This window comes from Flagellimonas sp. ABD4_174, from assembly GCF_056160185.1.
In genome coordinates, this window is sequence record NZ_JBSWWP010000001.1 from 2,204,227 (window position 1) to 2,229,211 (window position 24,985).

Annotated in this window: 26 protein-coding genes; 23 read left to right on the forward strand and 3 right to left on the reverse strand. The window is 35.9% G+C overall.

Annotated elements, in window-relative coordinates; all coding sequences use genetic code 11:
• The first annotated feature begins 11 nt into the window (after positions 1-11).
• From ACXAFK_RS09775 to ACXAFK_RS09785, 3 genes are all read left to right on the forward strand, one after another.
• Entirely contained in the window at positions 12-2,048 is a 2,037-nt protein-coding gene (locus tag ACXAFK_RS09775; protein WP_474957618.1) for a glycosyl hydrolase family 95 catalytic domain-containing protein, read from the forward strand.
• A gap of 37 nt (positions 2,049-2,085) precedes the next feature.
• Positions 2,086-3,669 (forward strand): glycoside hydrolase family 32 protein, encoded by a 1,584-nt coding sequence (locus tag ACXAFK_RS09780; protein WP_474957619.1) that lies wholly within the window; start codon positions 2,086-2,088, stop codon positions 3,667-3,669.
• Positions 3,670-3,807: 138 nt separating this feature from the next.
• Positions 3,808-5,412, forward strand: a complete 1,605-nt coding sequence (locus ACXAFK_RS09785) for an alpha/beta hydrolase (protein ID WP_474957620.1) — start codon at positions 3,808-3,810, stop codon at positions 5,410-5,412.
• 303 nt (positions 5,413-5,715) lie between these two features.
• Here ACXAFK_RS09785 and ACXAFK_RS09790 read toward each other — a convergent pair whose 3' ends face one another.
• Entirely contained in the window at positions 5,716-6,771 is a 1,056-nt protein-coding gene (locus tag ACXAFK_RS09790) for an IS110 family RNA-guided transposase (RefSeq protein ID WP_474957621.1), read from the reverse strand.
• Positions 6,772-6,934: 163 nt separating this feature from the next.
• Between ACXAFK_RS09790 and ACXAFK_RS09795 the strand changes: the two genes are divergently transcribed.
• The 20 genes from ACXAFK_RS09795 (at position 6,935) to ACXAFK_RS09890 (ending at position 22,461) form a co-directional block, all read left to right on the forward strand.
• The gene (locus tag ACXAFK_RS09795; protein WP_474957622.1) at positions 6,935-7,213 is read left to right on the forward strand and encodes a hypothetical protein; all 279 of its coding nucleotides are present in this window, start codon (positions 6,935-6,937) and stop codon (positions 7,211-7,213) included.
• A 253-nt stretch (positions 7,214-7,466) separates the two neighbouring features.
• Positions 7,467-8,042 carry a pyridoxine/pyridoxamine 5'-phosphate oxidase gene (locus ACXAFK_RS09800; RefSeq protein WP_474957623.1) on the forward strand — a complete coding sequence of 192 codons (576 nt, stop codon included), beginning with the start codon at positions 7,467-7,469 and terminating at the stop codon, positions 8,040-8,042.
• Positions 8,015-8,767 (forward strand): metallophosphoesterase family protein, encoded by a 753-nt coding sequence (locus tag ACXAFK_RS09805; RefSeq protein ID WP_474957624.1) that lies wholly within the window; start codon positions 8,015-8,017, stop codon positions 8,765-8,767. The genes ACXAFK_RS09800 and ACXAFK_RS09805 overlap by 28 nt, the downstream gene beginning before the upstream one ends.
• A 217-nt stretch (positions 8,768-8,984) precedes the next feature.
• Positions 8,985-9,476, forward strand: a complete 492-nt coding sequence (locus ACXAFK_RS09810) for a MarR family winged helix-turn-helix transcriptional regulator (protein WP_474957625.1) — start codon at positions 8,985-8,987, stop codon at positions 9,474-9,476.
• A 5-nt stretch (positions 9,477-9,481) separates the two neighbouring features.
• Positions 9,482-10,246 carry a hypothetical protein gene (locus ACXAFK_RS09815; protein ID WP_474957626.1) on the forward strand — a complete coding sequence of 255 codons (765 nt, stop codon included), beginning with the start codon at positions 9,482-9,484 and terminating at the stop codon, positions 10,244-10,246.
• Entirely contained in the window at positions 10,239-11,372 is a 1,134-nt protein-coding gene (locus tag ACXAFK_RS09820) for a serine hydrolase domain-containing protein (RefSeq protein ID WP_474957627.1), read from the forward strand. The genes ACXAFK_RS09815 and ACXAFK_RS09820 overlap by 8 nt, the downstream gene beginning before the upstream one ends.
• A gap of 300 nt (positions 11,373-11,672) precedes the next feature.
• The gene (locus tag ACXAFK_RS09825) at positions 11,673-11,975 is read left to right on the forward strand and encodes an ArsR/SmtB family transcription factor (protein ID WP_474957628.1); all 303 of its coding nucleotides are present in this window, start codon (positions 11,673-11,675) and stop codon (positions 11,973-11,975) included.
• Positions 11,976-12,017: 42 nt separating this feature from the next.
• Positions 12,018-12,287: a CBU_0592 family membrane protein gene (locus ACXAFK_RS09830; RefSeq protein ID WP_474957629.1), complete on the forward strand. Its 270-nt coding sequence runs from the start codon at positions 12,018-12,020 to the stop codon at positions 12,285-12,287.
• 11 nt (positions 12,288-12,298) lie between these two features.
• On the forward strand, positions 12,299-12,901 hold the full coding sequence (locus ACXAFK_RS09835) for a short chain dehydrogenase (RefSeq protein ID WP_474957630.1): 603 nt from the start codon (positions 12,299-12,301) through the stop codon (positions 12,899-12,901).
• Between the two features lie 268 nt (positions 12,902-13,169).
• Positions 13,170-13,871, forward strand: coding sequence for a DUF4386 domain-containing protein (locus ACXAFK_RS09840; protein WP_474957631.1), 702 nt, complete (start codon positions 13,170-13,172; stop codon positions 13,869-13,871).
• Between the two features lie 413 nt (positions 13,872-14,284).
• Positions 14,285-15,067 carry a DUF6090 family protein gene (locus ACXAFK_RS09845; protein WP_252079669.1) on the forward strand — a complete coding sequence of 261 codons (783 nt, stop codon included), beginning with the start codon at positions 14,285-14,287 and terminating at the stop codon, positions 15,065-15,067.
• Positions 15,068-15,110: 43 nt separating this feature from the next.
• Positions 15,111-15,884, forward strand: coding sequence for a DNA alkylation repair protein (locus tag ACXAFK_RS09850; RefSeq protein ID WP_474957632.1), 774 nt, complete (start codon positions 15,111-15,113; stop codon positions 15,882-15,884).
• Between the two features lie 26 nt (positions 15,885-15,910).
• Positions 15,911-16,405, forward strand: coding sequence for a Cif family virulence factor (locus ACXAFK_RS09855; RefSeq protein WP_474957633.1), 495 nt, complete (start codon positions 15,911-15,913; stop codon positions 16,403-16,405).
• 521 nt (positions 16,406-16,926) lie between these two features.
• On the forward strand, positions 16,927-17,445 hold the full coding sequence (locus ACXAFK_RS09860; RefSeq protein ID WP_293295316.1) for a RidA family protein: 519 nt from the start codon (positions 16,927-16,929) through the stop codon (positions 17,443-17,445).
• 209 nt (positions 17,446-17,654) lie between these two features.
• Complete coding sequence (locus ACXAFK_RS09865; RefSeq protein ID WP_474957634.1) at positions 17,655-18,497, forward strand: sterol desaturase family protein; 843 nt, start codon at positions 17,655-17,657, stop codon at positions 18,495-18,497.
• Between the two features lie 147 nt (positions 18,498-18,644).
• Positions 18,645-19,277 carry a hypothetical protein gene (locus ACXAFK_RS09870; RefSeq protein ID WP_474957635.1) on the forward strand — a complete coding sequence of 211 codons (633 nt, stop codon included), beginning with the start codon at positions 18,645-18,647 and terminating at the stop codon, positions 19,275-19,277.
• Between the two features lie 127 nt (positions 19,278-19,404).
• A complete protein-coding gene (locus tag ACXAFK_RS09875; protein WP_474957636.1) occupies positions 19,405-20,319 on the forward strand; it encodes a glutaminase in 915 nt (304 codons plus the stop codon).
• A 276-nt stretch (positions 20,320-20,595) separates the two neighbouring features.
• On the forward strand, positions 20,596-21,171 hold the full coding sequence (locus ACXAFK_RS09880; protein WP_474957637.1) for a sugar O-acetyltransferase: 576 nt from the start codon (positions 20,596-20,598) through the stop codon (positions 21,169-21,171).
• Between the two features lie 50 nt (positions 21,172-21,221).
• Complete coding sequence (locus ACXAFK_RS09885; protein ID WP_252079664.1) at positions 21,222-21,548, forward strand: DMT family transporter; 327 nt, start codon at positions 21,222-21,224, stop codon at positions 21,546-21,548.
• A gap of 88 nt (positions 21,549-21,636) precedes the next feature.
• Positions 21,637-22,461: a hypothetical protein gene (locus ACXAFK_RS09890; protein WP_474957638.1), complete on the forward strand. Its 825-nt coding sequence runs from the start codon at positions 21,637-21,639 to the stop codon at positions 22,459-22,461.
• 29 nt (positions 22,462-22,490) lie between these two features.
• On the opposite strand, the gene capB is transcribed toward ACXAFK_RS09890, so the two are convergent.
• Together capB and capA are read right to left on the reverse strand one after the other, a co-directional pair.
• Positions 22,491-23,750, reverse strand: a complete 1,260-nt coding sequence (capB, locus tag ACXAFK_RS09895; protein WP_224837311.1) for a cysteate-C-fatty acyltransferase — start codon at positions 23,748-23,750, stop codon at positions 22,491-22,493.
• A 127-nt stretch (positions 23,751-23,877) separates the two neighbouring features.
• On the reverse strand, positions 23,878-24,918 hold the full coding sequence (capA, locus tag ACXAFK_RS09900) for a cysteate synthase (RefSeq protein ID WP_474957639.1): 1,041 nt from the start codon (positions 24,916-24,918) through the stop codon (positions 23,878-23,880).
• Positions 24,919-24,985 lie beyond the last annotated feature (67 nt).

The following is a 24,985-nucleotide window of genomic DNA, read 5'->3' on the forward strand; positions in this document are numbered from 1 at the left end:
CAAATAAAAACATGAAACAAATAATTATTGTACTCTTATTATTGTCAGGCATTTTTGCAAATGCCCAAAATGATGGTTGGCATATTACGACAACAAATCAAGAACCATACACAGGAATTGCAATGTCAAATGGCAGAATTGGCATGTTAACTTCGGTAGAACCGTTTAAGATAAAGCATACAGTACTAAATAATGTATATGATGTAGACCCTGTACTGAAAGTTAGTCAGATAGTACATGGAATGGATTTTGGAAATTTAGATGTTTATGTTGATGGAGAAGAGGTGACCTTGAAAAATATAAGAAAATGGTCACAAACCATTGATATGAAAGATGGTTCGTTTACCACTCATTTTGAATATAAAGAAAAAGCCAAAATTTCATGTACTGTTTATGCTCTTCGCAATCTTCAATATACAGGATACATTGATATAAAAATAGAAGCTCTAAAGGATATAGAGATAAAAGCAGTAGGAAAAATCACAACACCTGAAAAATATCAAAAGCCACAAAATACCTATCAAGTATTGCGTGATTTAGAAACTACAATGCCAATTTTACAGTCTATTGCGAAAACACCATTTGGCAAACACTTAGTGGCTACTTCGGGCACTTTTATTTGGCACCATATCAATTCATCACGAGAGCATCAAAGACCTGAACTAACTCATGAAATTGTTTCTCCTAATGAAAACACCCTCTCTTTTGTAAACGAAATAAAGAGAGGAAAAAAACTTGAATTTGCATGGACAGGTGCAGAATGTACGACAGCAGATTTTTCTGACCCGAAATCTGAATCAGAACGAATGGTCATTTTTAATTTATTAAACTCTCGTGATGTATTATTGAGTGGACATAAAAAATTATGGGAAGAACTATGGGAAGGCGATATCATTATCGAAGGTGATTTAGAGTCGCAACAAGATATTCGATTGGCACTTTACCATTTGTATGCATTTGGACGAGAGAAATCAGATTTGAGTATTGCTCCTATGGGTTTATCTCTACAAATTCCATATAATGGACACATATTTTGGGATACAGAATTATGGATGTTCCCACCTTTACTCCTACTTAATCAAGAAATTGCTCGTTCTTTAGTAAATTATCGCTCAGACAGATTAGAACCAGCAAAGAAACGAGCAATTAATTATGGCTATAAAGGTGCAATGTTTCCTTGGGAAAGTGATGATACAGGAGAAGAAGCGACACCTCCTTTTGCATTAACTGGACCTTTCGAGCATCATATTACAGCAGATATCGGGATTGCATTTTGGAATTATTATAGAGTAACGAAAGACATAAATTGGCTAAAAGAAAAAGGCTACCCAGTATTAAAAGAGGTGGCTGATTTTTGGGTAAGTAGAGTTGTTAAAAATAATGACGGGACTTATTCTATAAACAATGTGGTTGGAGCAAATGAATTTGCCCCCAATGTAAATGATAATGCATTTACGAATGGAGCAGCAAAAACTGCATTACAATATGCCATTTTAGCCGCAAAAGAATTGGGAATTTCTCCAGATACTAATTGGGGAGAAGTTGGGAAAGGTATCAGGATACTAAAATTCCCTGATGGTACCACCAAAGAACATTCAAAATACGATGGTGATAGAATCAAACAGGCAGACGTCAATTTATTATCCTACCCGTTAAATGTTGTTAGCGACGAAGAAACAATTTTGAAAGACTTAAAATACTATGAACCAAAATTGGCAAAAGAAGGACCTGCAATGGGTAAATCTATTTTTTCAATTTTATATGCACGACAAGGAGATGTAGATAATGCATATCGCCTTTTTAAGGAAAGTTATGTACCAAACCAACAAGCTCCTTTTGGTGCTTTATCAGAGGTGGCGACTTCAAATTTTTCATACTTTGCTACAGGAGCGGGAGGAATGTTGCAAAGTGTACTATTTGGTTTTGGTGGTTTGCAGTTTACGGATGAAGGAATAATTCAAAAAGACCCAATTCTTCCAAAACAATGGAAATCATTAACCATTACAGGGGTTGGTTTGGATAAAAAAACATATCGAATAGATAGATAGAGATTGTTGGTTTTTCATTAAATAGTTACACAATTAAATGAAACATTCTAATAGTTATTTTGGGTTTTTAAGCTTGGCATTGATATTCATTTATATTTCTTGTGATAATGTAGCGACAAGAAAAACACAAGAAGAAATAAAACCTCGAGAACGTGTTCATGAAAAACATCGTCCACAATTCCATTTCACACCAAAAGCAAACTGGATGAACGACCCTAACGGGATGTTCTATCACAAAGGAAAGTATCATCTTTTTTACCAATACTACCCTGACAGCACCGTATGGGGCCCTATGCATTGGGGACATGCCGAATCAGTTGATTTAGTACATTGGAAGCATTTACCAATTGCACTCTATCCCGATTCTCTGGGTCTTATTTTTTCTGGTGGTGCCGTAGTAGACCAGCAAAACACATCGAAATTGGGGACAATGGATAATCCGCCAATCGTCGCAACTTTTACGCATCATAACATGGCGGGCGAAAAAGCCAAAACGAATGAATTTCAATACCAAAGTTTGGCATACAGTACTGATGGCGGTATTTCTTGGTTAAAATATACTAATAATCCCGTTATTCCCAATACCGAAAAAATTAAAGATTTTAGAGACCCTAAAGTTGTTTGGTACGAACCCCAACAAAAATGGGTCTTAGTATTAGCGGCTTATGACCGAGTTAAATTCTATGCCTCTGAAAACCTTATTGATTGGGAGTTTATGTCAGATTTTGGAATTGAAGGAGACCATCGTTTGTGGGAATGCCCTGATTTTATACCTATGAAAGTATCAGGAAGTACACAAGAAAAATGGGTATTAATCGTAAGTATTCAAAAAGATGCACCAAACGGAGGAACAGCTACCTCTTACTTCGTCGGTGAATTTGATGGAGAGGAGTTCATAAGTGATGAAAAAAATCAAAAGTGGTTGGATTGGGGGACGGATAATTATGCTTTTGTCACTTGGAACAATATACCAAAAAGTGATGGTCGAACAATCGGAATCGGATGGATGTCTAATTGGCAATATGCTCAAGTTGTCCCAACTAAAAAATGGCGAAGTGCGATGACTCTTCCAAGAGAATTAAAATTATTTAAATCGGATTCAAGTTATATATTAGGCAGTACCCCAGTTAAAGAATTAAAAGAATTAAGAAAAGATTCGGTCTCTTTTACTCCGTTAGTATTTGTTGAGGAAAAAGTATTGGAGGGTTCTTTTGCACCCGCACAATCTGAGATAATTATGGAGGTGAATCTGAATGAAACGACAGCAAATTCATTTGGAATAGAGCTGACAAATGGAATGAATGAAAACCTTATAATAAGTTTCGATAAAACTGCTGGTATGTTGTATGTGGATAGAACAAATTCGAGTATGAATAAATTCTCCGATAGTTTTTTTAATAACGTACATTCTGCCCCAATTGATTTTAATAAAGAAAATTTATTTGTGCATGCATATATAGACGCCGCCTCAATAGAGATATTTATCAATGATGGTGAATTAAATTTTTCTGATATTTTTTTTCCAACAGAAAAGTTTGATAGACTATCATTATTTGCAAAGGACGGAAAATGCAGTATAAAAAGTGTAGACATTTATTCTCTTAATAGTATTTGGAAATAAGGCAAATCAGCAAAATCATGAAAAAGAAAACGAAATGCCAACAATGTATATGACGTTCATGCCCAGCAAAAGCTGGTCACGCCGCATATACTAACCGTTATGTACAAGTCAAACAAAACAACATAGAAAAATTAATTAATGAACAAACCTTATTACCTTACTCTTCTCACCTCGCTTTTATTTATTTCAGTTTTCACTTTTCCAATTTCAGCTCAAAATAATAATGAAAAAGAACTTATTGCTGGAGAAAAAATTGACAAGACTATTTCTGCATTAGACAAACATACTTATACTGTAGAATTAGAAAACGGAATGGCAATAGTTGGAGAAGTTCTTCAAAAAGAAATAGACCTTGTAATTGATGTCCATAAACCAAATGGTGAACTTCTAAAACAAATTGATAGTCCAAACGGAACAAATGGAGTTGAACCTATTGATATCACTTCAGTTGAATCGGGAGAATATAAATTGATAGTCCATACGTTAGATAAAAACGTGAAAAAAGGAACCTACACTTTGACTACTAAAAAAATCTTAAGTTTATCAGACAATACAAAGCGTATTACAAAAAAAGAGCTTCCAACAAAGACATTATTCAATTTATGGGAATCTTCGCTAACTGATAAAAATGCTATAAATACTTTCATTGCCAAACAAACAGACAAACATATTATCGAGCCGATTGAAGGAAATGATACAGATATGTTGGTCACATACTTTTGCATACCTAATGATAATACTGAATATGTAATGTTAAGCGGTGGTCCTGACTTTTTGGGATTACGTTTTCAGCGATTGCCAAACACAAAACTTCATTTTGTGACTCAAAGAGTTCCTAAAATAGCTCGGTTCAATTATGGATTCAATTATTTCAATTTAGACAAAGTAGGGCCAAATAGCGAAATCGAAATCAGAAATGTAGAGCACGCTTATGATGGAACAGTTGAAATGCCAAATGCCCCAAAACAAACTTACATTATCGAAAGAGAAAATGTGAGTAAAGGAATGTTGTATCCAACATCAATTGCAAGTAAAATCTTGAATGAACAACGAAAAATTTCCATTCACACACCTGCAAATTATGACGCAAAGAAACCTCATAACTTATTAATTATTTTTGATGGAGAATCATATGGAGCAAGACCAAATCGTAGGTCAAGAATACCTACACCAACTATAATTGATAATCTAATATCAGATAAAGAAATTCCACCTACTATTACAGTTTTAGTATGGTCGATGGGTAAACGCAATAAAGATTTGATAAGCGAACAATTTGGAGATTTTATTGCAACTGAACTTATTCCTTGGGTGCGTTCAAAATACAACATTCATACTACGTCAGATAAAGTAATTTTAGCAGGTTCAAGCCGAGGAGGTTTTGCTGCTAGTTTCATTGCATTAAATCATTCAGATGTCATGGGAAATGTTCTTTCTCAATCAGGTTCCTATTGGATAAAAGGGACTGATAATGAAAACCATTGGATATATCCTGAAGATAATGGTAAACTCATAGATGCATATATGCATTGCGAACGACTGCCCATAAAATTCTATATGGACATCGGACTTTATGATGCAGGAGCTTCTATGCTTGGAATGAATAGACAGTTTCGAGATATTCTTAAAGTAAAAGGATATGATGTGGATTATCAAGAATTTAAAGGAGGGCACAATTATGTGAATTGGCGTGGAACTCTTTCTGACGGATTGATATCTTTAATTGGAATAAAAGAAAAATAAAATCTAATAAAGACCTGTACATAACAATGGCTCCTATGAAAAGCCCTAGTCCAGTTCTCTAAAGTTAAATAATATTTTCTTCTTGCCTTAAACCACCTTTTTCTTTTGATATAACTTGCTCCGCATCCTATATGTGATACACTTATTTCTGTGTTCACCAGCATCTGTATGATTATAAGCTATAATAGACCCGGCCACTTGCTATAAAGATGTGATTCCGGTTTCTTGGATCACCCACGTTGTTTTGTGGTACGGGTCTCTCTACTATTTTGTGAGCTTTGTTATGGTTTGTTTTTTTATCTTTTATTCCAGTACCCCTATGCAATAAGGGGTCTCCGTCTTAATAACGGCCAAAGTCCTACTAAGTAGTTTTCTCGCTACTTTGATAATGATACTCTTTACGTTTCTACCTTGGTGCTTACGATAGTAAGCTTGCATAACCGGATCGGCCCTTATCGCCTGCCAAGATGCCTCTACAAAATAGCTCCGTACCAAACGATGTGCACGCGGGGTTATACCAAGGGTCTTATAGTTACTCCCACTTTGGTGGACCCCTGGTGCCAGACCGACATAACCGGCCAAATGCTTGACATTGTTAAAACGTCGCAGATCTCCCAATTCACATAAGATACCACAAGCAACGATCCCTCCAATGCCGGGTATGCTCCTGAGCAACATATAATCCTTCTTATGGTACGTTTTACAATACCTACGAAGCTGAGTGGAAACATCCCGAAGCTCTTGGTCCACAAAACGAAAGAAACGCATACGACTCTCTAACGTTGCTTTTGCTGTTGGGTTCTCAAACACAATACCATCTAACCATTTCCGGTACTTATGGCTCCAATGGTCGTTGTCAAATTCTTCCGGCTCTTTAATACCGAAATACAAAAGCTGCATTTTGATGTAACTCTTTATCCTTCGGAAATCCTTGACAAGATCGTTTCTGCGCCTAAATAGACTTCGTAACTCCTCACGCTCAACATCGGGAACATGGATACCCTCCAAACGACCGTCTTTTAACTCTCTTGATATCAACTGCGCATCTATCCTGTCGGTCTTGGTATGTTTCTCCTTGCCCTTTCTATGGATATCGGCAGGATTGACCTCTAGGGAAGTCCAACCATAGGACTCGAAACAACGATGCGCTGAATATCCACAGCAACCCGCCTCGTAGGCGGTCGATACTTCATGACCGGCGAAATGTTTATCAACATAACCTTTAAGTTGTTCAGGGGCCGGATTCATTGAAAATGACTTGCCTGAAAACAAATCTGTAGCACAATGCACTTTCCAACTTCTCTTGTGAATGTCGATACCAATGTATAACTTCGGTACAGCAGTAATTTGAGTAATCATATCTTTAATTTTTAGTTCATTTTAAAGATACTCGACTTACTGCTTTTTCATCGATGCTAACGTCTGTGCTAAACCGAAAATAATCGCTAATTTAACCCGTAACTGACGGTTATACGAAACCGTTACACCACATTTAAAAACAACACATTAAATAAATATAACCATGGAATTTCTTTATAATATTTGGGATATTTTAACAGGACACCGACTTTTGAGTCCAATATTTTTTATCGGATTTACGCTATTTATTATTGGTGGCAGATTGAACTACAAAGTTGAAGAGGAGAAATTTAATAGAAGGACAGAAGGTGGCGGTATGGGATTTGATAATTTCAAACAGGCTAATGCTACCAAATTTAAGTGGGGCGTGTGGAAAGCTATTGGTAAATTAGGTTTATGGATAACAGTTTTTAGTCTCATTGGATTAATATTAGTTCATTAAACAACTGATTTAGTGAACTTTCTTTAAAAACTTAGTAGCCCATTAGTTGAATTTGAAAATAAATATTAGGTTATAGGTAATGCAAGTAATGGAAATGGAAAAATAGCAGTTAAATAAAGAATAAGAAAAAAACGTGGTGTAACAATGTATCCTATGAAAAGCCCTAGTCCAGTTCTAAACCGAAAAAATTAATTTTAATCCCGTAACTGACGGTTATACCAGACGGTAGTATGCAATCTGAAATACATAACAAATGAACCCTTTATTATTATTTGAAAAATGGTTTTCTGAAGAAAAAGAACAAAATAATTTAGATTTACCTTCTGCCTGTTGTTTATCTACTATTGGATTAGATGGATATCCGAATTCTAGATTTGTCTCTTTAAAAGAAATTAAGAACCAATCATTTGTAGTTACGGGTCCTTTAGATTCAAGAAAAGGAAGAGAAATTAAAAATCATTCAAAAGCTGCTCTATCATTTTGGTGGACGTGTACAGAAAGACAAATTAGAATACAAGGAGATGTATCAGAAATTCCTAAGCCTGATGCTGAAATTTACTTTAAGAAAAGGAATAGAGACTCAAAGATTGTATCTACTATTTTTGAGCAAGGGCGGGAAATTCAAGATATACCATATATGCAAAAACTGTTCGAAGAGAAGAAAGCAGCATTAGGAAATAAAGACGTTGGGCAACCAAAAAACTGGGGAGGTATTTACATTAAACCGATTAGAATAGAGTTTATGGAGTTTAAAACAAGTAGGCTACACGAAAGAAAACTTTTTGAACAGACCAGTAATGGATGGAAAATGACAATACTACAACCATAACATTTTCTGTGAACAAAAAAATTGCATATATAACCGATATTCATTTAGATGAACGATTTCCTATTGACCAAGGCGTTGACGCTCGAAAAAATTGGGAAATAATACTTAATGATGTTTCTAAAAAAGGTATAGAAGAAATTGTATTTGGAGGAGATATTGGAGAAAAAACTGCAAACCAATGGTTTTTTGAATCTCTGAAAAATTATAATCTAGCCATAACTTTAGGAAATCACGATTACTTTGATGAAGTAGTCGATCACTACAGCATTGAAGTTGTTGAAAGCCAAACTGAACTGTATTATAGTCAAGAGTATAATTATTACAAATTTCTATTTTTAGACTCGAGTTCAGGCTCCATAAGCCAAGAACAATTTAATTGGTTTAAAAAGGAACTTTTAACGGAAAAAAACATCATCCTATTTATTCATCATCCCATTTTAGGGGTTGACACCGAAGTAGATAGGCAATTTGCCTTAAAAAATCGAAATCTTCTAAGAACAGAGCTGCAAAACCTTGAAAAAGATGTTATCATTTTCTGTGGGCATTATCATTTCGAAGATGTAAGAAGTAATGGTAATATCCGACAGTATATTACACCTGCAAGTTCTTATCAAGTAGAAAAAATACCCGATGAGATAAAAGTTGGTAGCGCAACATTTGGATATAGAATTATTGAGCTGAATAAAAATAAACTTAATACTGAAGTAATATTGTTTACTACATAAAAAAACACTGCATACAACACGGTGTATAAGTAATTGCGGCTTAAGTGTTTAATCTAAAGGTTTTAGCGTAAATAAGAGTATATTGTAATCCGAAAAGTAGTTTCTTAAAATCCGCAACTACTCATAGCCGAGAACGTTGTTTAGGATTCCAAAATATTACGTAGTTAACTATATAGTTGACTATTTTAATGTATATTTGCCATCAAATAATTTTAATATGAATGATGACTTTATAAAAGAACTAGGTTATAAAGCCTTAGATAGTCGATTGAAAAGGATAAGTGATAGAGTGTCGCATGATATAAGAAAGCTTTACAAAGAATTTGATATTGATGTCGAACCTAACTGGTATCTATTATTTATGCTTCTACAAAAAACAGAAAAAGTTTCAATATCATATATCGCCGAACGTTTAGGTTATGCACATCCATCAGTGGTAGTTATCGTAAAAAAGATGGCGAAAAAAGGCTATTTAGAAACAAAATATGATATCTCAGACAAAAGAAAACAGATTATTTCATTATCAGATAAAGCACATAAGTTGATGCCAAAGCTCGAAATACTCTGGGATAGTTGCGAAAATGCAATCTTAAATATGATAGATAATGATTTGAGTATACTTACATACTTGGACAATATAGATCTAGAACTACAAAAAACTTCATTTCACCACAGATTTAAAAAAGAATATTTAAAAAGAAATCAATAAAAATTATGAAAAAGAACATTTTCCTCATTCTTCTAATTCTTTGTAGCCTAACATCAATGGCTACAGAAACAAAGATAATTGTACGAGCAAAAGCAAAGGATGCTAAGTTCGTTGGTAGTTCTCTTGGAGGAGCTTATATAATAATTACGAACAAAATAAATAACAGAATATTAGCAGAAGGTAAAACGAGTGGTTCTACAGGAAATACAGATTTAATTATGAAAGTTCCTGTAAAAAGAGGGTATTCAATTTCAGATGAGCGCACAGCTAAATTTTTAGCAACAATAGATATAGATGAGCCAACATTCGTACAGATTAAAGTGATTTCACCTTTTAACAACAAACAAGCGCAAAGCATTGTAAGTACTGAATTATGGTTAATTCCTGGAAAGGATATTTTAGGAGATGGCATAGTTCTGGAAATACCAGGATATATTATTGACATATTAAAACCCAGAACCCACAATTATATTTCTTTAAGCTCAATTAAAAATAAACCATTTGAAATAGAAGCCAACATAGTTATGATGTGTGGATGTACCATAAATAAAGGAGGGATTTGGGATTCCGAGAATATAGAAGTTAAGGCTATTGTTAAAAGAAACGACATACATATTAGAGATGTTGCAATGTCACTCACAGAGACAAATCTTTTTAAAGGAAATATAAACATTACTTCTGCAGGACAATATGAACTTATAGTTTATGCCTATGATGCTAAAAGCGGAAATACAGGAGTTGATAAAGTTAACTATGTGATTTATGAATAAGGCGATAGTTACAATTTTGATGATATCTATTTTTTCATCTTGCGGTAAAATTAAGAATCCAATAAATGAAAACAGGGAACAATTCAATATTAAAAAAAGTAGCATAGAAGAAATCGTAAATGAAGAACTTAGTGAGTTTATTGAAGCTCCTGAATTTTCTGCATTATCTGGTTCTATCTATGTCAATGGCAAAACACTTCAATTTCACTTTGGAGAATTAACTGATGGAACAAAACCTAATAATAAAACACTTTATGAAATTGGTTCAATATCTAAAACATATGTTGGATTACTCTTGTCACAAGCTGTTGCTGATGGAAAACTTAATTTAGAATCTGATATAAGAGCATATCTTCCAAATGGCAGTAAGTATGAGAACCTAAAACTTAAAGATTCACCTATAACACTCAGAAACTTGGCAACGCATACATCGGGACTGCCTGTAAACTTACATTGTAACGATTTAGGCTACCCTGAAAAACTCGACTGTATAAAACAATATACAAAAGAAGTATTCTTCAATAAACTTTCTCAAACCAATTTGGTAGACGATTCAGGAGAAAACTATCATTATTCAAATGCGGGAATTAGACTTATTGGATACATCTTGGAAGAAGTATATAGTGATACCTATACTAATCTTTTAAAAAGATATGTTTTTTCTAAATCTGGAGAACAAAACACAATCTATAGACTAGACGAAAATTTAAAATTGGAAATGGCTTTAGGAAAAAATAGTGATGGAGAAATTATGCCTATTGCAAGTGAATTTTATGCAAGTGATGGAGCTTTGAAGTCTAATACAAGTTCAATGTTGAATTACATAAAAATGTATATGGAAAGTCAGGATGCAGCTGTGAAACAATCATTGAACTTACTCACAGAAAAGAATAATAGATTAGGAAGAGCTTATGTTTGGAACACATTTGAGTACAATACAGCAAACCAAATGTTTTACCATAGTGGAGGCACTTTTGGTTTTTCATCTTGGATAGCGTTATATCCTAAAAAAAACATTGGAATATTTCTTGTTACAAATGTTTCTACCTCTGATGCTCAAGAAAAGTTAAATCAAATATCAAACAGAATTATTGACAAAATAAAAAAAACGCTATATGAGCAATAGCGGTTTAAATGCAAACTTGAGATTTTATTCATTTTATAAGGTATATTGTAATCCGAAAAGTAGTTTCTTAAAATCCGCTACTGCTCATACACAAACCCGTTGGGACGGATTTTGAAAGCCTCCGGCCTCAACCAAGTAGCTACATTGCTCCGCAATTCCCGCCCCTTGGGCATCCGTCCTAAAGCCCCACTAAACCAACTGCCATAGCGGTCGGGACCCGAAACCTACGGCACCACGATTGAACATAACAAATACATAAGTTCATTTTTATATATCGAGATTTATCAATATGTTTGCGATATGAATTTAAAAGCAGCAACTGAAATTGGAAAATGTCTATCAAACCAAACAAGGTTCCAGATTATGGAATGGCTGAAAGAACCAGAGAAACACTTTCCACCACACGAAACCTTAAAACATTTTAATGATGGTGTCTGCGTTACCTATATTCAAGAAAAAGCAGGATTATCACAATCTACAATTTCTACTTATCTAACAAATATGGAAAAATGTGGACTTTTGATATCGACAAGACATGGAAAATGGTCTTATTTTAAAAGGAATGAAAAGACAATTAAGGAGTTTACCGATTTTCTGGAATAAAAATTTGTTAGAACATATCGACATTTCGCAATATAACTAACTATGGAACTATTAATTGACATTTTAGGTTGGTCGGGTTCAGGATTAATCATCCTTGCCTATGCCCTAACCCTGATTGAAAATAAAAAGTATTTAGATTATGGCAAGTATTTAAACTTACTCGGAGGTCTTTTAATAGCCATAAACTGTTATTACTATAATGCAATTCCACCATTTGTAACTAATTTACTTTGGAGCATCATTGCAACTTTAACGATATATAGGTCAAGAAATAAAAAAGAGAAATGCAACAAGACTAATTGTTTAACTTAAAATTGAAAACAATGAAAATCTTAATAATTGGAGGAAACGGAACAATTGGAAAAACTGTTGTTTCACATTTTAAAGAAAAGAACGAAATTTTAATCGCTGGACGAACCAATGGAGACGTCACTGTTGATATTGCTGATAGCAGTTCGATAAACTCAATGTTTGAAAAGATTGGGAAAGTGGACGCTATAATTTGTATCGCTGGAGAAGCAAAATGGGACGATTTCAATAAACTTTCTGAAGACGATTATTATATCGGACTGAAAAGTAAGCTAATGGGACAAGTTAATCTTGTGCGTATTGGGCAGCATTATTTAAATACAAATGGTTCCATAACGCTATCTACAGGAATTTTAGCAGATGACCCAGTTGTAAAAACAACCAGTGCCGCTATGGTAAATGGCGGAATTCATAGTTTCGTAAAAGCTGTTGCGCTCGAAATTGAAAACGGAATTAGAGTAAATGTAGTTTCTTCTGGAATGGTTGAAGATGCTTATGAAAAATATAAAGATTATTTCCCTGGACATAATCCAATACCCATGAAAAAAGTGATTAACGGATATGTAAGAAGCGTAAACGGAAAAGGAAACGGAGAAATAATTAGAATTTACGACTAAAAAAAGCCAGTTGTCCACAATGTGCCCTATAATACATTATTTCCACTTTCTTTAATCCAAATACCCTACTTTTATGAAACCATTAACCAAATTGCCATAGCGATTGGGACCCGAAACCTACGGCACCACGATTGAACATAACTAAAACCCGACCCAACCTTACCTAAATGCAATTTGATAAGGTTCTGGGTTTAGCAGGGTATTGAAAGCCATTAGAGCAAAACTGTAACAATAATCCTGTTACATCGTCAAATGTATTATGAACACTATGAACAAACAACCTGTGGATTTAAATAAAGAACAAAAGCAATCGATCAAAACTGCAAGAATAACTGGCGTTTGGTATTTAATAATGGCCATTTCAGGGATTTTAGGGTTTATGGTCTTTCATTCTCAAATATTTGTCTCGGGCAATCCTGAACAAACGTTAACAAATTTGGTTGAACTAGAATCCACTGCAAGAATTAGGTTGCTATTAGAGTTTGCTATAGTAATTTCACAAGCACTTACCGCAATTTGGTTTTACAAATTATTTAAAGACAAATATGAATGGGAAGCTTGGACTCTCGGTATATGGGGAATGGTGAATGCCATAGCCATTATGATAAGTGCAATTTCGATCGCCTCTGCTTTAGGCGTTGCCAATTCCGACACGGGTGCTTTGGAAGACAAAGTTTTACTTATTCAGGTTTTTCAAAGTATAATTTCAAATGCTTGGGGTATTGGTGGTCTATTCTTTGGGCTTTGGCTATTTCCCATGGGGTTTATGGTCATTAAATCCAAAAGAATGCCAGTGTGGTTAGGAAGGGTTATTGTTTTAGGAGGTATTGGCTATCTAATCAGCACCGTTATCCGCTACGCAGGAATTGATTTTGGCTTCAATAGATTTCTTACCCTACCCGCAACCATTGGTGAATTTTGGATGATTGGGTATTTACTTATTTTTGGAATAAGACCTATAACCGAATAAAATTAAAACGGCACACAACAAAAGTCTGAGTCAAAAATGTCCTTTGGCCCAATTTCCATACAGAGTTCTCATTCCTGGTTCCGTAATGGAAGGCACCAACTTCAACAATTTGTTCACCCTACTCTCATAGGCCTTATTTTCCTCTGCAGCAACTCAAACTTAGTGTAATCTAAAACAACTTTTATACATTTTTACATACGTATTATTATAAAATGAACGTGACTTTTTTGTTTTCAACAAAAGTAATTCCTCATTTTCTTAAATGTTTTAGGGAAGGTTAACGGAATCTTACTAATTTTAAACAAAATCCCCCCTAAGAACATATAATTTCCTTTAGAGCAAATGCGGCGCATTCCTGCCCTATTCGAAGTTATTATCGATTGTTGTGCATCGTTATAACCAACCACTAATAAATGATAAAATTCTTTAGGAAAATTAGACAAAGCTTACTATCCGAAGGGAAAATTGGAAAGTACCTGAAATATGCGATTGGGGAAATTGTACTCGTAGTCATCGGAATTTTGATTGCATTACAGATCAACAACTGGAACGAGCAACGTAAAGATAGTATTAAGGAGCAAGCTATTTTAAAAAGACTTGAAAAGGAATTTATATCCAATAGAGATCAACTGCTGGATAAAATTCAACTCAGAAATACATTGATTGAAAATTGTAGGCGATTATTGGAATATTATAATCAACCAGAAAATGCCAAACTCGATAGTATCCTTGTTTTTTTAAGTACTATTCAGCCCCCAACCTTTGACCCTATTCAAAACGACTTAGTGAGCTCTGGAAATATCGAAATTTTGAAAGACGAAGAGTTAAAGCAACTACTCGTTAATTGGAGCACCGATGTGATTCAACTTCAAGAAGTAGAGCAAATATTTCTTAGGTTTTGTGAACAAGATCTGTATCCTTACTTAAATAAAGTAGATATACAGCGTGATATGGTATACACCTATTGGAAAGGCACGCCAAAAAACTTATTAGAATCCAAACAAGTTAACAACCTAGTGCCTGGAAAATCAAAACTAATAACAAGGACTACCAATGAGCTTATGGGAGATTCAAAATTAGAAGGTAACATTGCTTGGTCATTAACACTAAATATGTTCAATAATCAAGAATCCTTAACTTTAATGAAAAGGATTAACCGTATTCTTGAAGTATTAGATAGCCAAATAAAAAAATAACCAAAGCTCAACATTGCATAAGCACATTGTAACCAACTAAAGAGTGGCCTATAAAAAATTAAAATATTGGTTTGATAAAGATTTAGTTACCCAACTTGCAGAAAAATTATCTTCAAATAATTCTGCTTTCAACAAAACAGTTCTAATACACAACATTGAATCGAAATTAGATTTTCTTGAGCTAAAAGGTAGAGTAGAATTAATTGCAGACCAATTGCATAATAGTTTTGAGCAGGATTACAACTTAGGACTCCCTCAACTAATTAACATATTAGGTCCAGAAAACAGCAATGAAACTGGAATGTTCACTGAGTATTATTGGGTAATGCCCATTGCAAAATATGTAGAAAAATATGGTTTAAATGATTTTGAAAAATCGATGGCCGCCTTAGAAGAAATAACCAAGAGGAATACAAGCGAATATGCTATTCGCCCATATATTTTGCATCACTTTGATAAAACACTAAAGCAAATGGTAAAGTGGTCAAAACACTCAAACTTTCATATTCGACGGTTGGCAAGTGAAGGAGTAAGACCTAGATTGCCTTGGGCAAAAAAACTAGATGTTTTTATTCAAGATCCATCCCCAATAACTCCTATTTTAGAAAACTTAAAAGATGATACATCCAAATATGTTCAAAAATCTGTAGGTAATTGTTTAAACGACATACTTAAAGATAACTTTTCTGTTGGTAAGGAAATCGTAGAAAGCTGGAAACAAGAAGAAATGACGACGGAAAGGCAATGGATTGTAAAACACGCCCTTAGAAACTTAATAAAAACAAGAGATGATTGGGCAATAAAACTGATTAAATAACTTACACCAACTAAAACTTAAATAAAATGAAAAACTTATTACTAATACTTCTGACATTATTTCTTATTTCTTGTAATGGAAAAAACAATCGATCAGAAATCAAATCGACTGATGTAAACAAATTTGACATTCAAGCTGAATTAGCCTCCATTGAAGAAACTCGGAATGGATTTCAATTGGCCATTAAAGAAAAACGTTACGCTGATTTAAGAAATTTTGGCACTAAAGATGTAATATCTTTAACACCTATTTGTGGAACTTGGGAAGAATACAAACGTTTACGAAATGAACCTGTCGGCTCTTTTAGTTACGACAGTTTAATTATGAATCCTAAAGAAACAATAATTGTAAGTGACAGCGTAGCATATGACTTTGGAACGAGTTCTGTGTATTATACCAATGAGCAAGGTGAACCGGTAGAAATTGAGGATACTTTCTTGGCTATATTAAAAAAGGATAAGAATGATGGGAAATGGAAATTACACAGAGAAGTAGCCACAACTAATAAATTGGAAAAATAATATATACAACAAAAAACTGGACTAAAAATGTCTTTTGAGCCAATTTCCATTCCTGGTTCGCATCACCGATTCCGCAATAGAAAACACCAACTTCAACAATTTGTTCGATACAATTCCCGAAGACCTGACTTTTTTCTAAAGCAATCCAACCTTAGTGTGATCAAAAACAACTGTTTAAACATTATTTATATGCTTTTTTATAAAATGAACGTGACTTTTTTGTTTTCAACACACTAATTGTTCACTTTCCTTAAATGTTTTAGGGAATGTTAACGGAATCTTACTAACTTTAAACAAACTCCCCCCTAACAAATTAAAATTTCGTTTAGAGCAAATGCGCCGCATTCCTGCTCTATTCGAAGTTATTATCGGTTGTTGTGCATATGTATTGCCAATCACTGACCAATGCCAAGATTATTGGAAAATTAAATACAAACTACCCGGTGAAACAAATTGGGATAGCTCCATTATAAACGGGACAGTCCAAAACTGACCAAAGTAAACATTAAACAATCACAATTATGAAAAAAACGACCGCCAAACTAATCTTATCCTCAACACTTGTAATCTTCACTTTGATGTTTCAAAGCTGTGAACAAAAGCAGCAGCAGCAAACCAAAGAAATTGAAAACGAAACAATAGTTGAATCCGAAAAACCTGAATATTTTTTGTTAAGGCCAGATATAGAAAAGGCCTATGGATATTCTCACGCCGTAAAAATTGGAAATACCATTAAAATTTCTGGAGCTGTTAGCATGGATGATGAAGGTAACCCGACCGCCATAGGAGATTTGGAACAGCAGATAAAAAATTGTTATGCTGATTTGGAAAAAATATTAAACCACTATGGTTGCTCATTTGACGATGTAGTAAAAGAAGACATTTTTACAACCGATATGGCACAAATGATAGAAAAATCTGCCTACCGCGCCGAAATATACAAAAATGGATTTCCAACTGGTTCTTGGCTCGAAGTAAAGGGGTTGGCATTGCCGGAATTTATGGTAGAAATCGAACTTGAAGTTCATAAATCTGAATAAAAGACGAGCATAAGGCATCGAAAATATACGTATAGGAGCATATTGTGCAATTGGAATGGAAAGCGGCAACTGGCCATGGTATTGACGCCGTTTGTTCATTGGATACTCTACCAATTAGTCAAAAGGAATACATATTTTTCAATGAAGCCCACGCTTTTAAATCCATCAGAACAAAAAATATAAAAATTAAAAACAAAACAAGTACAGACATGGAGTTTCTAAATAGATTGCTGGGTATTGATCCCAATTACATTATTATAGGATTGATCGCCCTGTTTTTTACCCTGGAACAAATAATGGGGTCACCATTCAATTTTCAGAAAAGGGCCCATCATCTATTACAGAATGTGCTGTTCCAAATTGTACTGGTAGGCATAAACATTTTTTTTGTTACGTTTCAGGTATTCTCAATTGATTGGTTGAACAACAATGGCGTGGGGCTCCTTTATCTTTTTGAACTGCCTATATGGGCAAAGTTGACTGTTTCCGTGGCATTTTACGATATTACGGCGTATTGGATACACAGGGCCACCCATAAAATACCTTTGCTCTGGAGGTTCCATAGAGTTCATCATAGCGATACCACCATGGATTCTTCGACCGTTTTTCGATTTCATCCCATTGAATTGACCATGGTTTTCGGACTTGGAAATATTGTCACTGCAGCAGTTTTTGGCACTGATGTTTTTTCTATGGCATTGTACTATTTCATACTTTATATTTTCTTCTTTTTGGAGCACGCGAATTTAAACTACCCAAAATGGTTGAACTCTACATTTGGATTGATTTTTGTAATGCCCGACCATCATAGGGTGCACCATCAACAAGATCAATTCTACACCGACTCCAATTATGCCGACATTTTTATCCTCTGGGATCGAATCTTTGGAACCTTCAAAACAATGCCTTTGGAAAAAATGAAGTTTGGCTTGGTCGAATTCGAAGAAGATAACAAGCAGACTTTTCTCTATTTAATAAAAAGCCCTTTTATCAATATTAAGAGAACAACATCGACACCGGATAAAAGAACCCCAACTACCCTTAAAAAATAAAATAGGTTTTTAGGGAGACTTCACTGCTCTTTCGTGCACGGCATATTATAGGCATAACGACCCAGAATCAGACCCTAAAACGCTCTAGATTTTACTTTAAAGTAACAAACCAATATTCTATTCGTCTATATAGGACCAACGAACAAAATGAATAGAATTAAAGAGAAAATATTACCGCAGATCTGTGTTGTTTATACAAGATATTTAATAGGCGGAGCATTTGTTTTTGCCAGTCTTATAAAAATAAAAGGACATCGATTTACAACTGAAAGTGGTGAAATGTACCCCATACATAGTGCTTGGCATTTTTTTGAAACTATGTACCAATCCGGTTTGTATTGGAAATTCATCGGAATGGGTCAGTTGATTGCTGGGTTGTTATTAATGACCCAGAGATTTTCAAAACTAGGAGCGTTGATCAATTTTCCAATCATATTAAATGTCTTCGTAATAACATTATCCTATTCCTTTGCCTATACACCTGTGGTCACCGGGCTAATGCTGCTGGGCAATTTTTGGCTCATACTCTGGGAGTGGAACGAGATCAAAATTATATTTAATTTACAGCCGCACATTGACACTGGGGAAAGATTGGAAAAAGACGTCCATTGGCAAATTCTTGGGTCAATTCTATTCGTTTTTACCTTTACCTATAGAATATTGATCGATCAATATAATATTGGACTTTGGGCCTTAATTTGCCTTTTAATTGGTGTAGTAGGTTTGATTGTTGGGTTGTACCGGGAAGGAAAACGAAAAATCCGACTAAACCAGCACTGATTTAAGCCTAATGCCCAGCGGTTCGTTATTATACTTTTTAAGATTCTTGATAAGTTCTATAATAAATTACCATTTTTAAAATAGTAACTTACAACATACTATTCTAAATAGCTGTAAAAACTAAATTGTGGATATTAAAGAGATTGTTCAAAGCGTTTTTGATAGGACAAAAGGTATTGAAGACAAAGGCAAACTGGCCTCCTATATTCCCGAGCTCAAAAATGTTGACCCAGACTCGTTCGGAGTCCATATTTCTACAACCAACCACTTGAACTTTGGTGTCGGTAATTACCATGACAAATTTTCCATACAAAGTATAGTAAAAGTACTGTCTTTGGCCATGGCCTACAGTTTGCTCGGTGAGGATTTATGGCAGAGGGTAAAGGTTGAACCCTCCGGAACCGCTTTTAATTCCCTTGTTCAGCTTGAGGTAGAAAATGGGATACCAAGAAACCCCTTTATCAATGCTGGGGCACTTGTGGTCACCGATGTGCTTATGAGCAGTTTAAATAACCCTCAACAAGATTTTTTGGCCTTCCTTAAAAATCTGTCCAAAAGCAACTCGATATCATATTCAAACAAAATAACGGCATCCGAAAAAAAAGTGGGGTACAGAAATGCGGCACTTTGTAATTTTTTAAAATCCTTTCACAATATCGATAACGACCCAACCGATGTGTTGGATTTTTACTATAAAATGTGTTCCATAGAAATGAGTTGTGAAGAATTATCCCAACTTTTCTTGTTCCTTGCAAATGGCGGTTGCACCCTGCACAAGAACAACCGAATAATAACCCGGAGCCAAACCAAAAGAATAAATGCGCTTATGCAAACTTGTGGTTTTTATGATGAATCCGGCGATTTCGCCTTTAGGGTCGGGCTGCCCGGAAAAAGTGGCGTCGGCGGTGGAATTGTGGCCGTACACCCCAAGGAATACGCCATTGCAGTTTGGAGTCCCCCATTAAATCAAAAGGGTAACTCATACAAAGGCATGCGTTTTCTCGAAGAATTTACCACTCGGACCGAATTGTCCATATTCTGATCTGGTAGTAAATTGATTTATTGTACGCCACAGATTTTATGACGCCTATCCCCTTTCCAGATGTCGTTCCCGATCAAGGTGAAATATTTCGTTAAACCGGATACGAATATTGACTGGATATGTGCTAAAACTTACTTTTGATACTTTAGGATTAAGCGATAATATTACATTGTCCAAACAGAATTAAGGCCTATCGGGTCAAACCAATAACTTACATTATAATCACCAAAAGAAAATGGCATCGTAAGGTGATGAACTTCACTAAAAAAACCAATTGTGACGGAAAAAGAAAAAATGCTAAATGGGGAATATTACGACTCCCGAGACCCAGAACTGATTAAAATCTATCATAAAGCACGAAAACTTCTGAAAGATTACAATAACCTAGATTCCGAACTAATCCAAGAACGGGAGCGGATTCTAAACGAACTTTTTGAACACAAGGCCCATGGTGTTTGGATAGAAATCCCATTTTATTGCGATTATGGAGAAAATATCTCCATTGGAGAAAACACCTTTGTCAATGCCAATTGCATGTTTTTGGACAATAATAAAATCAAAATCGGCAAAAACGGGCTAATCGCCCCGTATGTTCAAATCTATACGGCCACACATCCATTAAAGGCCTCAGAAAGAATTGTTCAAAACAAGAACGAGAGCCGATATCTGACCTATACCAAGCCAGTGACTATTGGCGATAATGTTTGGGTGGGCGGGAATTCCGTAATTTTTCCTGGAGTAACCATAGGAAGCAATGTGACCATTGGTGCAGGAAGCGTCGTAACCAAAGATATTCCCGATAACGTGTTGGCGTACGGCAATCCATGCAAAGTGATAAAAATATTGGAATAGGATACCCATAAAGGTTAAAAGTGAACAGCAAAAGGTGTAAAATAAAAACTATGAATTGGATATTATTGATTATTGCCGGGCTTTTTGAAGTCGCATTTGCAGCCTGTCTCGGAAAAGCCAAAGAAACATCTGGAACCGAAGCGACTTACTGGTATTTGGGCTTTTTGGTATGTTTGGCCATAAGCATGGTCCTTTTAGTAAAAGTTACCCAACACTTGCCCATAGGAACTGCATATGCAGTTTGGACCGGTATCGGTGCCGTCGGGACTGTTTTAATAGGAATTTTGGTCTTTAAGGAACCGGCCACTTTTTGGCGACTTTTCTTTATAACTACTTTGATTGTTTCCATAATTGGACTAAAACTAGTCTCCAACTAGCAGTTTTAGATCGAATTGTTGTTGCTCAACTAATTTTATTGTTGGATTAGCTTCTTTTTGATAGTTTTAATACGGTAACCCACTGACTATGAAAAAGATTGCCTCAAGCCTTTTTGTTTTTCTATTTGTCCTATCGAGCACAAGTGCTCAAAACTCCAACTTTGTCGGAACTTTTGTGAACGGTACCAATAGTATCTCAATTCAATTTAAACGTGTGGGTGATGAATACCACGGTATGCTAGCGGCCGTAGGTGCAAGTTTTGCGATCAGAGCTACAGGTTCTGGCACGCGGATTAGTGGTGAAATCTTTGGATTGGACGGCCCAGTGGATTTTGAGGCAACTTTAAATGGACTGAACATGAGTGTTAGGGCAACAGGGTTCAACGAACCCTTTTATAAATATTCCGACTTACAAAATCTAGGCAATTATGATCTTACGCCTTTTATGAAGGACAATAGGAAAATTTCCAAAAATGAAACTTTTCGTATTCTCCCCTCCCCCACTACGGAACCAAACAGCACAGCTCAGTATCCCGAATTGAACAATCAAGGCCTATGGAACATTATAGCTGGTAGTCAACTGGTTTATTATCAGCGTACATCTTACGTAAATGATAGCATGGCCAGCTCCATAACCTATGTTAACTTTTGTGGCAATGGTACTTTTTCCATAAATACGGATGGCTCTTTTAGTGTGGAAGGGAACTATGGCAATGCTCAAGGAATTTCCAGTGGGTCCAGCGGAGGGCGGTGGCAACTGGTGGATTATCAAGGACAACCAGCAGTACAGTTACAATATTATGATGGGCAAACCAGCATAAACCCATTTAACGAGAATAATGTGCGCCAAGGCAGATGGCGAATAGGAAATACACAATACGCATTGCAGCGGAACAAAGTCCGCTGCAATTAGTTTTAAAAGTGTTTTTTAAAAGAAGGGTATTATTCTCCCATTGCAGCTGCCACGGCAGCAGACAATCGTTTGTACGTTCCATTTTGTAAACGCTCCCTGATCGATGAAAATGCATCCAAGGTTTCTTCGATATCCTTCATGGTGTGCGTTGCTGTTGGAATCAAACGGAGCAGAATCAATCCTTTTGGAATTACGGGATAAACCACTATGGAACAGAAAATTCCATGGTTTTCGCGCAAGTCCTTAACCAAGGCCATTGCTTCGGGTATACTTCCGTTCAGGTAAACAGGGGTCACACAGCTTGTTGTTGTACCAATATCGAACCCTCTTTCCTTTAATCCGTTTTGTAACGCGTTTACATTCTCCCACAACTTTGCCTTAAGTTCTGGCATAGTGCGCAACATATCCAATCTTTTCAACGCGCCCTTAACATAGATCATGGGCAAGGATTTTGCGAACATCTGTGAACGAAGGTTGTATTTTAAGTACTCTATAATTTCTTTATCTGCTGCAACAAAGGCGCCAATACTCGCCATGGATTTGGCAAATGTGGCCAAGTACACATCAATCTGGTCTTGTACCCCTTGCTCTTCTCCAGCTCCGGCACCTGTTTTGCCCAAAGTTCCAAATCCATGGGCATCATCCACCAATAGCCTGAACTGGAACTTTTTCTTAAGCTCCACAATTTCTTTAAGTATTCCTTGCTCACCACGCATACCGAATACGCCCTCGGAAATCACCAAGATTCCACCACCGGTCTCATTGGCCAATTTTGTAGCGCGCTCAAGGTTTTTTTCTAAACTTTCGGGGTCGTTATGTTTAAAGGTAAAGCGCTTGCCCATGTGCAATCGAACACCATCAATAATACAAGCATGGCAGTCCACATCGTACACGATTATGTCATCTTTGGCCACCAAGGCGTCGATTACGGACATAAATCCTTGGTATCCAAAATTCAATAGGTAAGCGGCTTCTTTTTGAACAAATTCTGCCAATTCGTTCTGTAATTGTTCGTGGTAATCGGTATGACCGCTCATCATTCGGGCACCCATTGGATAGGCTGCTCCGTGCTCCATGGCTGCTTCACCGTCCACTTTTTTAATCTCGGGCAAGTTGGCGAGACCCAGATAGTCATTGATACTCCACGTTATTACGTCCTTTCCTTGAAATTTCATTCTGTTGGAAATGGGACCCTCCAATTTTGGAAATACAAAATAGCCTTCTGCTTGTGAAGCCCATTTACCCAAAGGTCCTTTGTTCTCAATGATTCTATCGAATAAATCTCTCATCTACATTAATATTGATTCATCTGCAAAAGTATATATTTTTATGAACCTCGCATAACGATATTTTTATAAATAAAAAAAACGGCAATGAATTTACATTGCCGTTTTTGAGGTATTATAGGGTACTTATTTATTTTATGTATTTGATTTCTTCGGGAACCTCGGCATCTTGGATATCGAAAAAACCTTGGTTGTCCATCCATTCGTTGCTGTATACCTTGCTCATATATCTTGAACCATGGTCCGGGAATACCACAACAACATTACTATCTTCCGTAAATTCTCCCTCCGTGTTCAATTGATACAGTGCCTGAGTGGCTGCACCACTGGTATATCCTGCAAAAATACCTTCGGTATGGGCCAATTTACGTGCCATATGGGCACTTTCGCCATCGGTTACCTTTACATATCTGTCTATTGCATTGAAATCTGTAGCGGAAGGAATCAAATTTTTCCCCAAACCTTCAATTCGGTATGGGTAAACTTCGTTATGATCAAATTCCCCTGTTTCGTGGTACTTTTTCAATACCGATCCATACGCATCGACCCCCAAAACTTTAATGTTCGGGTTTTGCTCTTTTAAATAACGGGCAATTCCAGAAATGGTACCACCTGTTCCACTACAAGCCACCAAGTGGGTAATCTGACCATTGGTCTGTTCCCAAATTTCCGGCCCTGTACTGGAATAGTGGGCATCTATGTTAAGCTCGTTAAAATATTGGTTGATGTAAATTGAATTCGGGGTTTCGCTGTGCAAACGTTTGGCCACTTCGTAATACGAACGTGGGTCATCTGCACTTACATGGGCAGGACATACATAAACGTTCGCTCCCATGGAACGCAACATATCAATCTTGTCCGGGGACGATTTTGAACTTACTGCCAAAATACATTTGTATCCCTTAACAATGCTTACCATGGCAAGGCTAAAACCCGTATTGCCCGATGTGGTCTCGATAATGGTGCTACCCGGCTTAAGAATCCCTTTTCGCTCGGCTTCTTCAATAATATGAATTGCAATTCTGTCCTTTGAAGAATGTCCGGGGTTAAAGCATTCAAGTTTAGCATAGAAATTTCCAGTAAGAGGGGCGGTAATTCTGTTTAGCTTAACCAAGGGGGTACTTCCAATTAGGTCTAGGATATTGCTGTGCGCATTTATCTGTTTCTTCATAACTGGTATTAGGTAGGAACAAAACTTCGATTAAACGAAAGTTTATTCCGTGCAAATGTAACATTTT

Bases quoted from the DNA above. Each gene is read 5' to 3' on its own strand.
- ACXAFK_RS09775 (WP_474957618.1), top strand. From the start codon at position 12: ATGAAACAAATAATTATTGTACTCTTATTATTGTCAGGCATTTTTGCA.
- ACXAFK_RS09780 (WP_474957619.1), top strand. From the start codon at position 2,086: ATGAAACATTCTAATAGTTATTTTGGGTTTTTAAGCTTGGCATTGATA.
- ACXAFK_RS09785 (WP_474957620.1), top strand. From the start codon at position 3,808: ATGAACAAACCTTATTACCTTACTCTTCTCACCTCGCTTTTATTTATT.
- ACXAFK_RS09790 (WP_474957621.1), bottom strand. From the start codon at position 6,771: ATGATTACTCAAATTACTGCTGTACCGAAGTTATACATTGGTATCGAC.
- ACXAFK_RS09795 (WP_474957622.1), top strand. From the start codon at position 6,935: ATGGAATTTCTTTATAATATTTGGGATATTTTAACAGGACACCGACTT.
- ACXAFK_RS09800 (WP_474957623.1), top strand. From the start codon at position 7,467: ATGAACCCTTTATTATTATTTGAAAAATGGTTTTCTGAAGAAAAAGAA.
- ACXAFK_RS09805 (WP_474957624.1), top strand. From the start codon at position 8,015: ATGGAAAATGACAATACTACAACCATAACATTTTCTGTGAACAAAAAA.
- ACXAFK_RS09810 (WP_474957625.1), top strand. From the start codon at position 8,985: ATGAATGATGACTTTATAAAAGAACTAGGTTATAAAGCCTTAGATAGT.
- ACXAFK_RS09815 (WP_474957626.1), top strand. From the start codon at position 9,482: ATGAAAAAGAACATTTTCCTCATTCTTCTAATTCTTTGTAGCCTAACA.
- ACXAFK_RS09820 (WP_474957627.1), top strand. From the start codon at position 10,239: ATGAATAAGGCGATAGTTACAATTTTGATGATATCTATTTTTTCATCT.
- ACXAFK_RS09825 (WP_474957628.1), top strand. From the start codon at position 11,673: ATGAATTTAAAAGCAGCAACTGAAATTGGAAAATGTCTATCAAACCAA.
- ACXAFK_RS09830 (WP_474957629.1), top strand. From the start codon at position 12,018: ATGGAACTATTAATTGACATTTTAGGTTGGTCGGGTTCAGGATTAATC.
- ACXAFK_RS09835 (WP_474957630.1), top strand. From the start codon at position 12,299: ATGAAAATCTTAATAATTGGAGGAAACGGAACAATTGGAAAAACTGTT.
- ACXAFK_RS09840 (WP_474957631.1), top strand. From the start codon at position 13,170: ATGAACAAACAACCTGTGGATTTAAATAAAGAACAAAAGCAATCGATC.
- ACXAFK_RS09845 (WP_252079669.1), top strand. From the start codon at position 14,285: ATGATAAAATTCTTTAGGAAAATTAGACAAAGCTTACTATCCGAAGGG.
- ACXAFK_RS09855 (WP_474957633.1), top strand. From the start codon at position 15,911: ATGAAAAACTTATTACTAATACTTCTGACATTATTTCTTATTTCTTGT.
- ACXAFK_RS09860 (WP_293295316.1), top strand. From the start codon at position 16,927: ATGAAAAAAACGACCGCCAAACTAATCTTATCCTCAACACTTGTAATC.
- ACXAFK_RS09865 (WP_474957634.1), top strand. From the start codon at position 17,655: ATGGAGTTTCTAAATAGATTGCTGGGTATTGATCCCAATTACATTATT.
- ACXAFK_RS09870 (WP_474957635.1), top strand. From the start codon at position 18,645: ATGAATAGAATTAAAGAGAAAATATTACCGCAGATCTGTGTTGTTTAT.
- ACXAFK_RS09885 (WP_252079664.1), top strand. From the start codon at position 21,222: ATGAATTGGATATTATTGATTATTGCCGGGCTTTTTGAAGTCGCATTT.
- ACXAFK_RS09890 (WP_474957638.1), top strand. From the start codon at position 21,637: ATGAAAAAGATTGCCTCAAGCCTTTTTGTTTTTCTATTTGTCCTATCG.
- capB (WP_224837311.1), bottom strand. From the start codon at position 23,750: ATGAGAGATTTATTCGATAGAATCATTGAGAACAAAGGACCTTTGGGT.
- capA (WP_474957639.1), bottom strand. From the start codon at position 24,918: ATGAAGAAACAGATAAATGCGCACAGCAATATCCTAGACCTAATTGGA.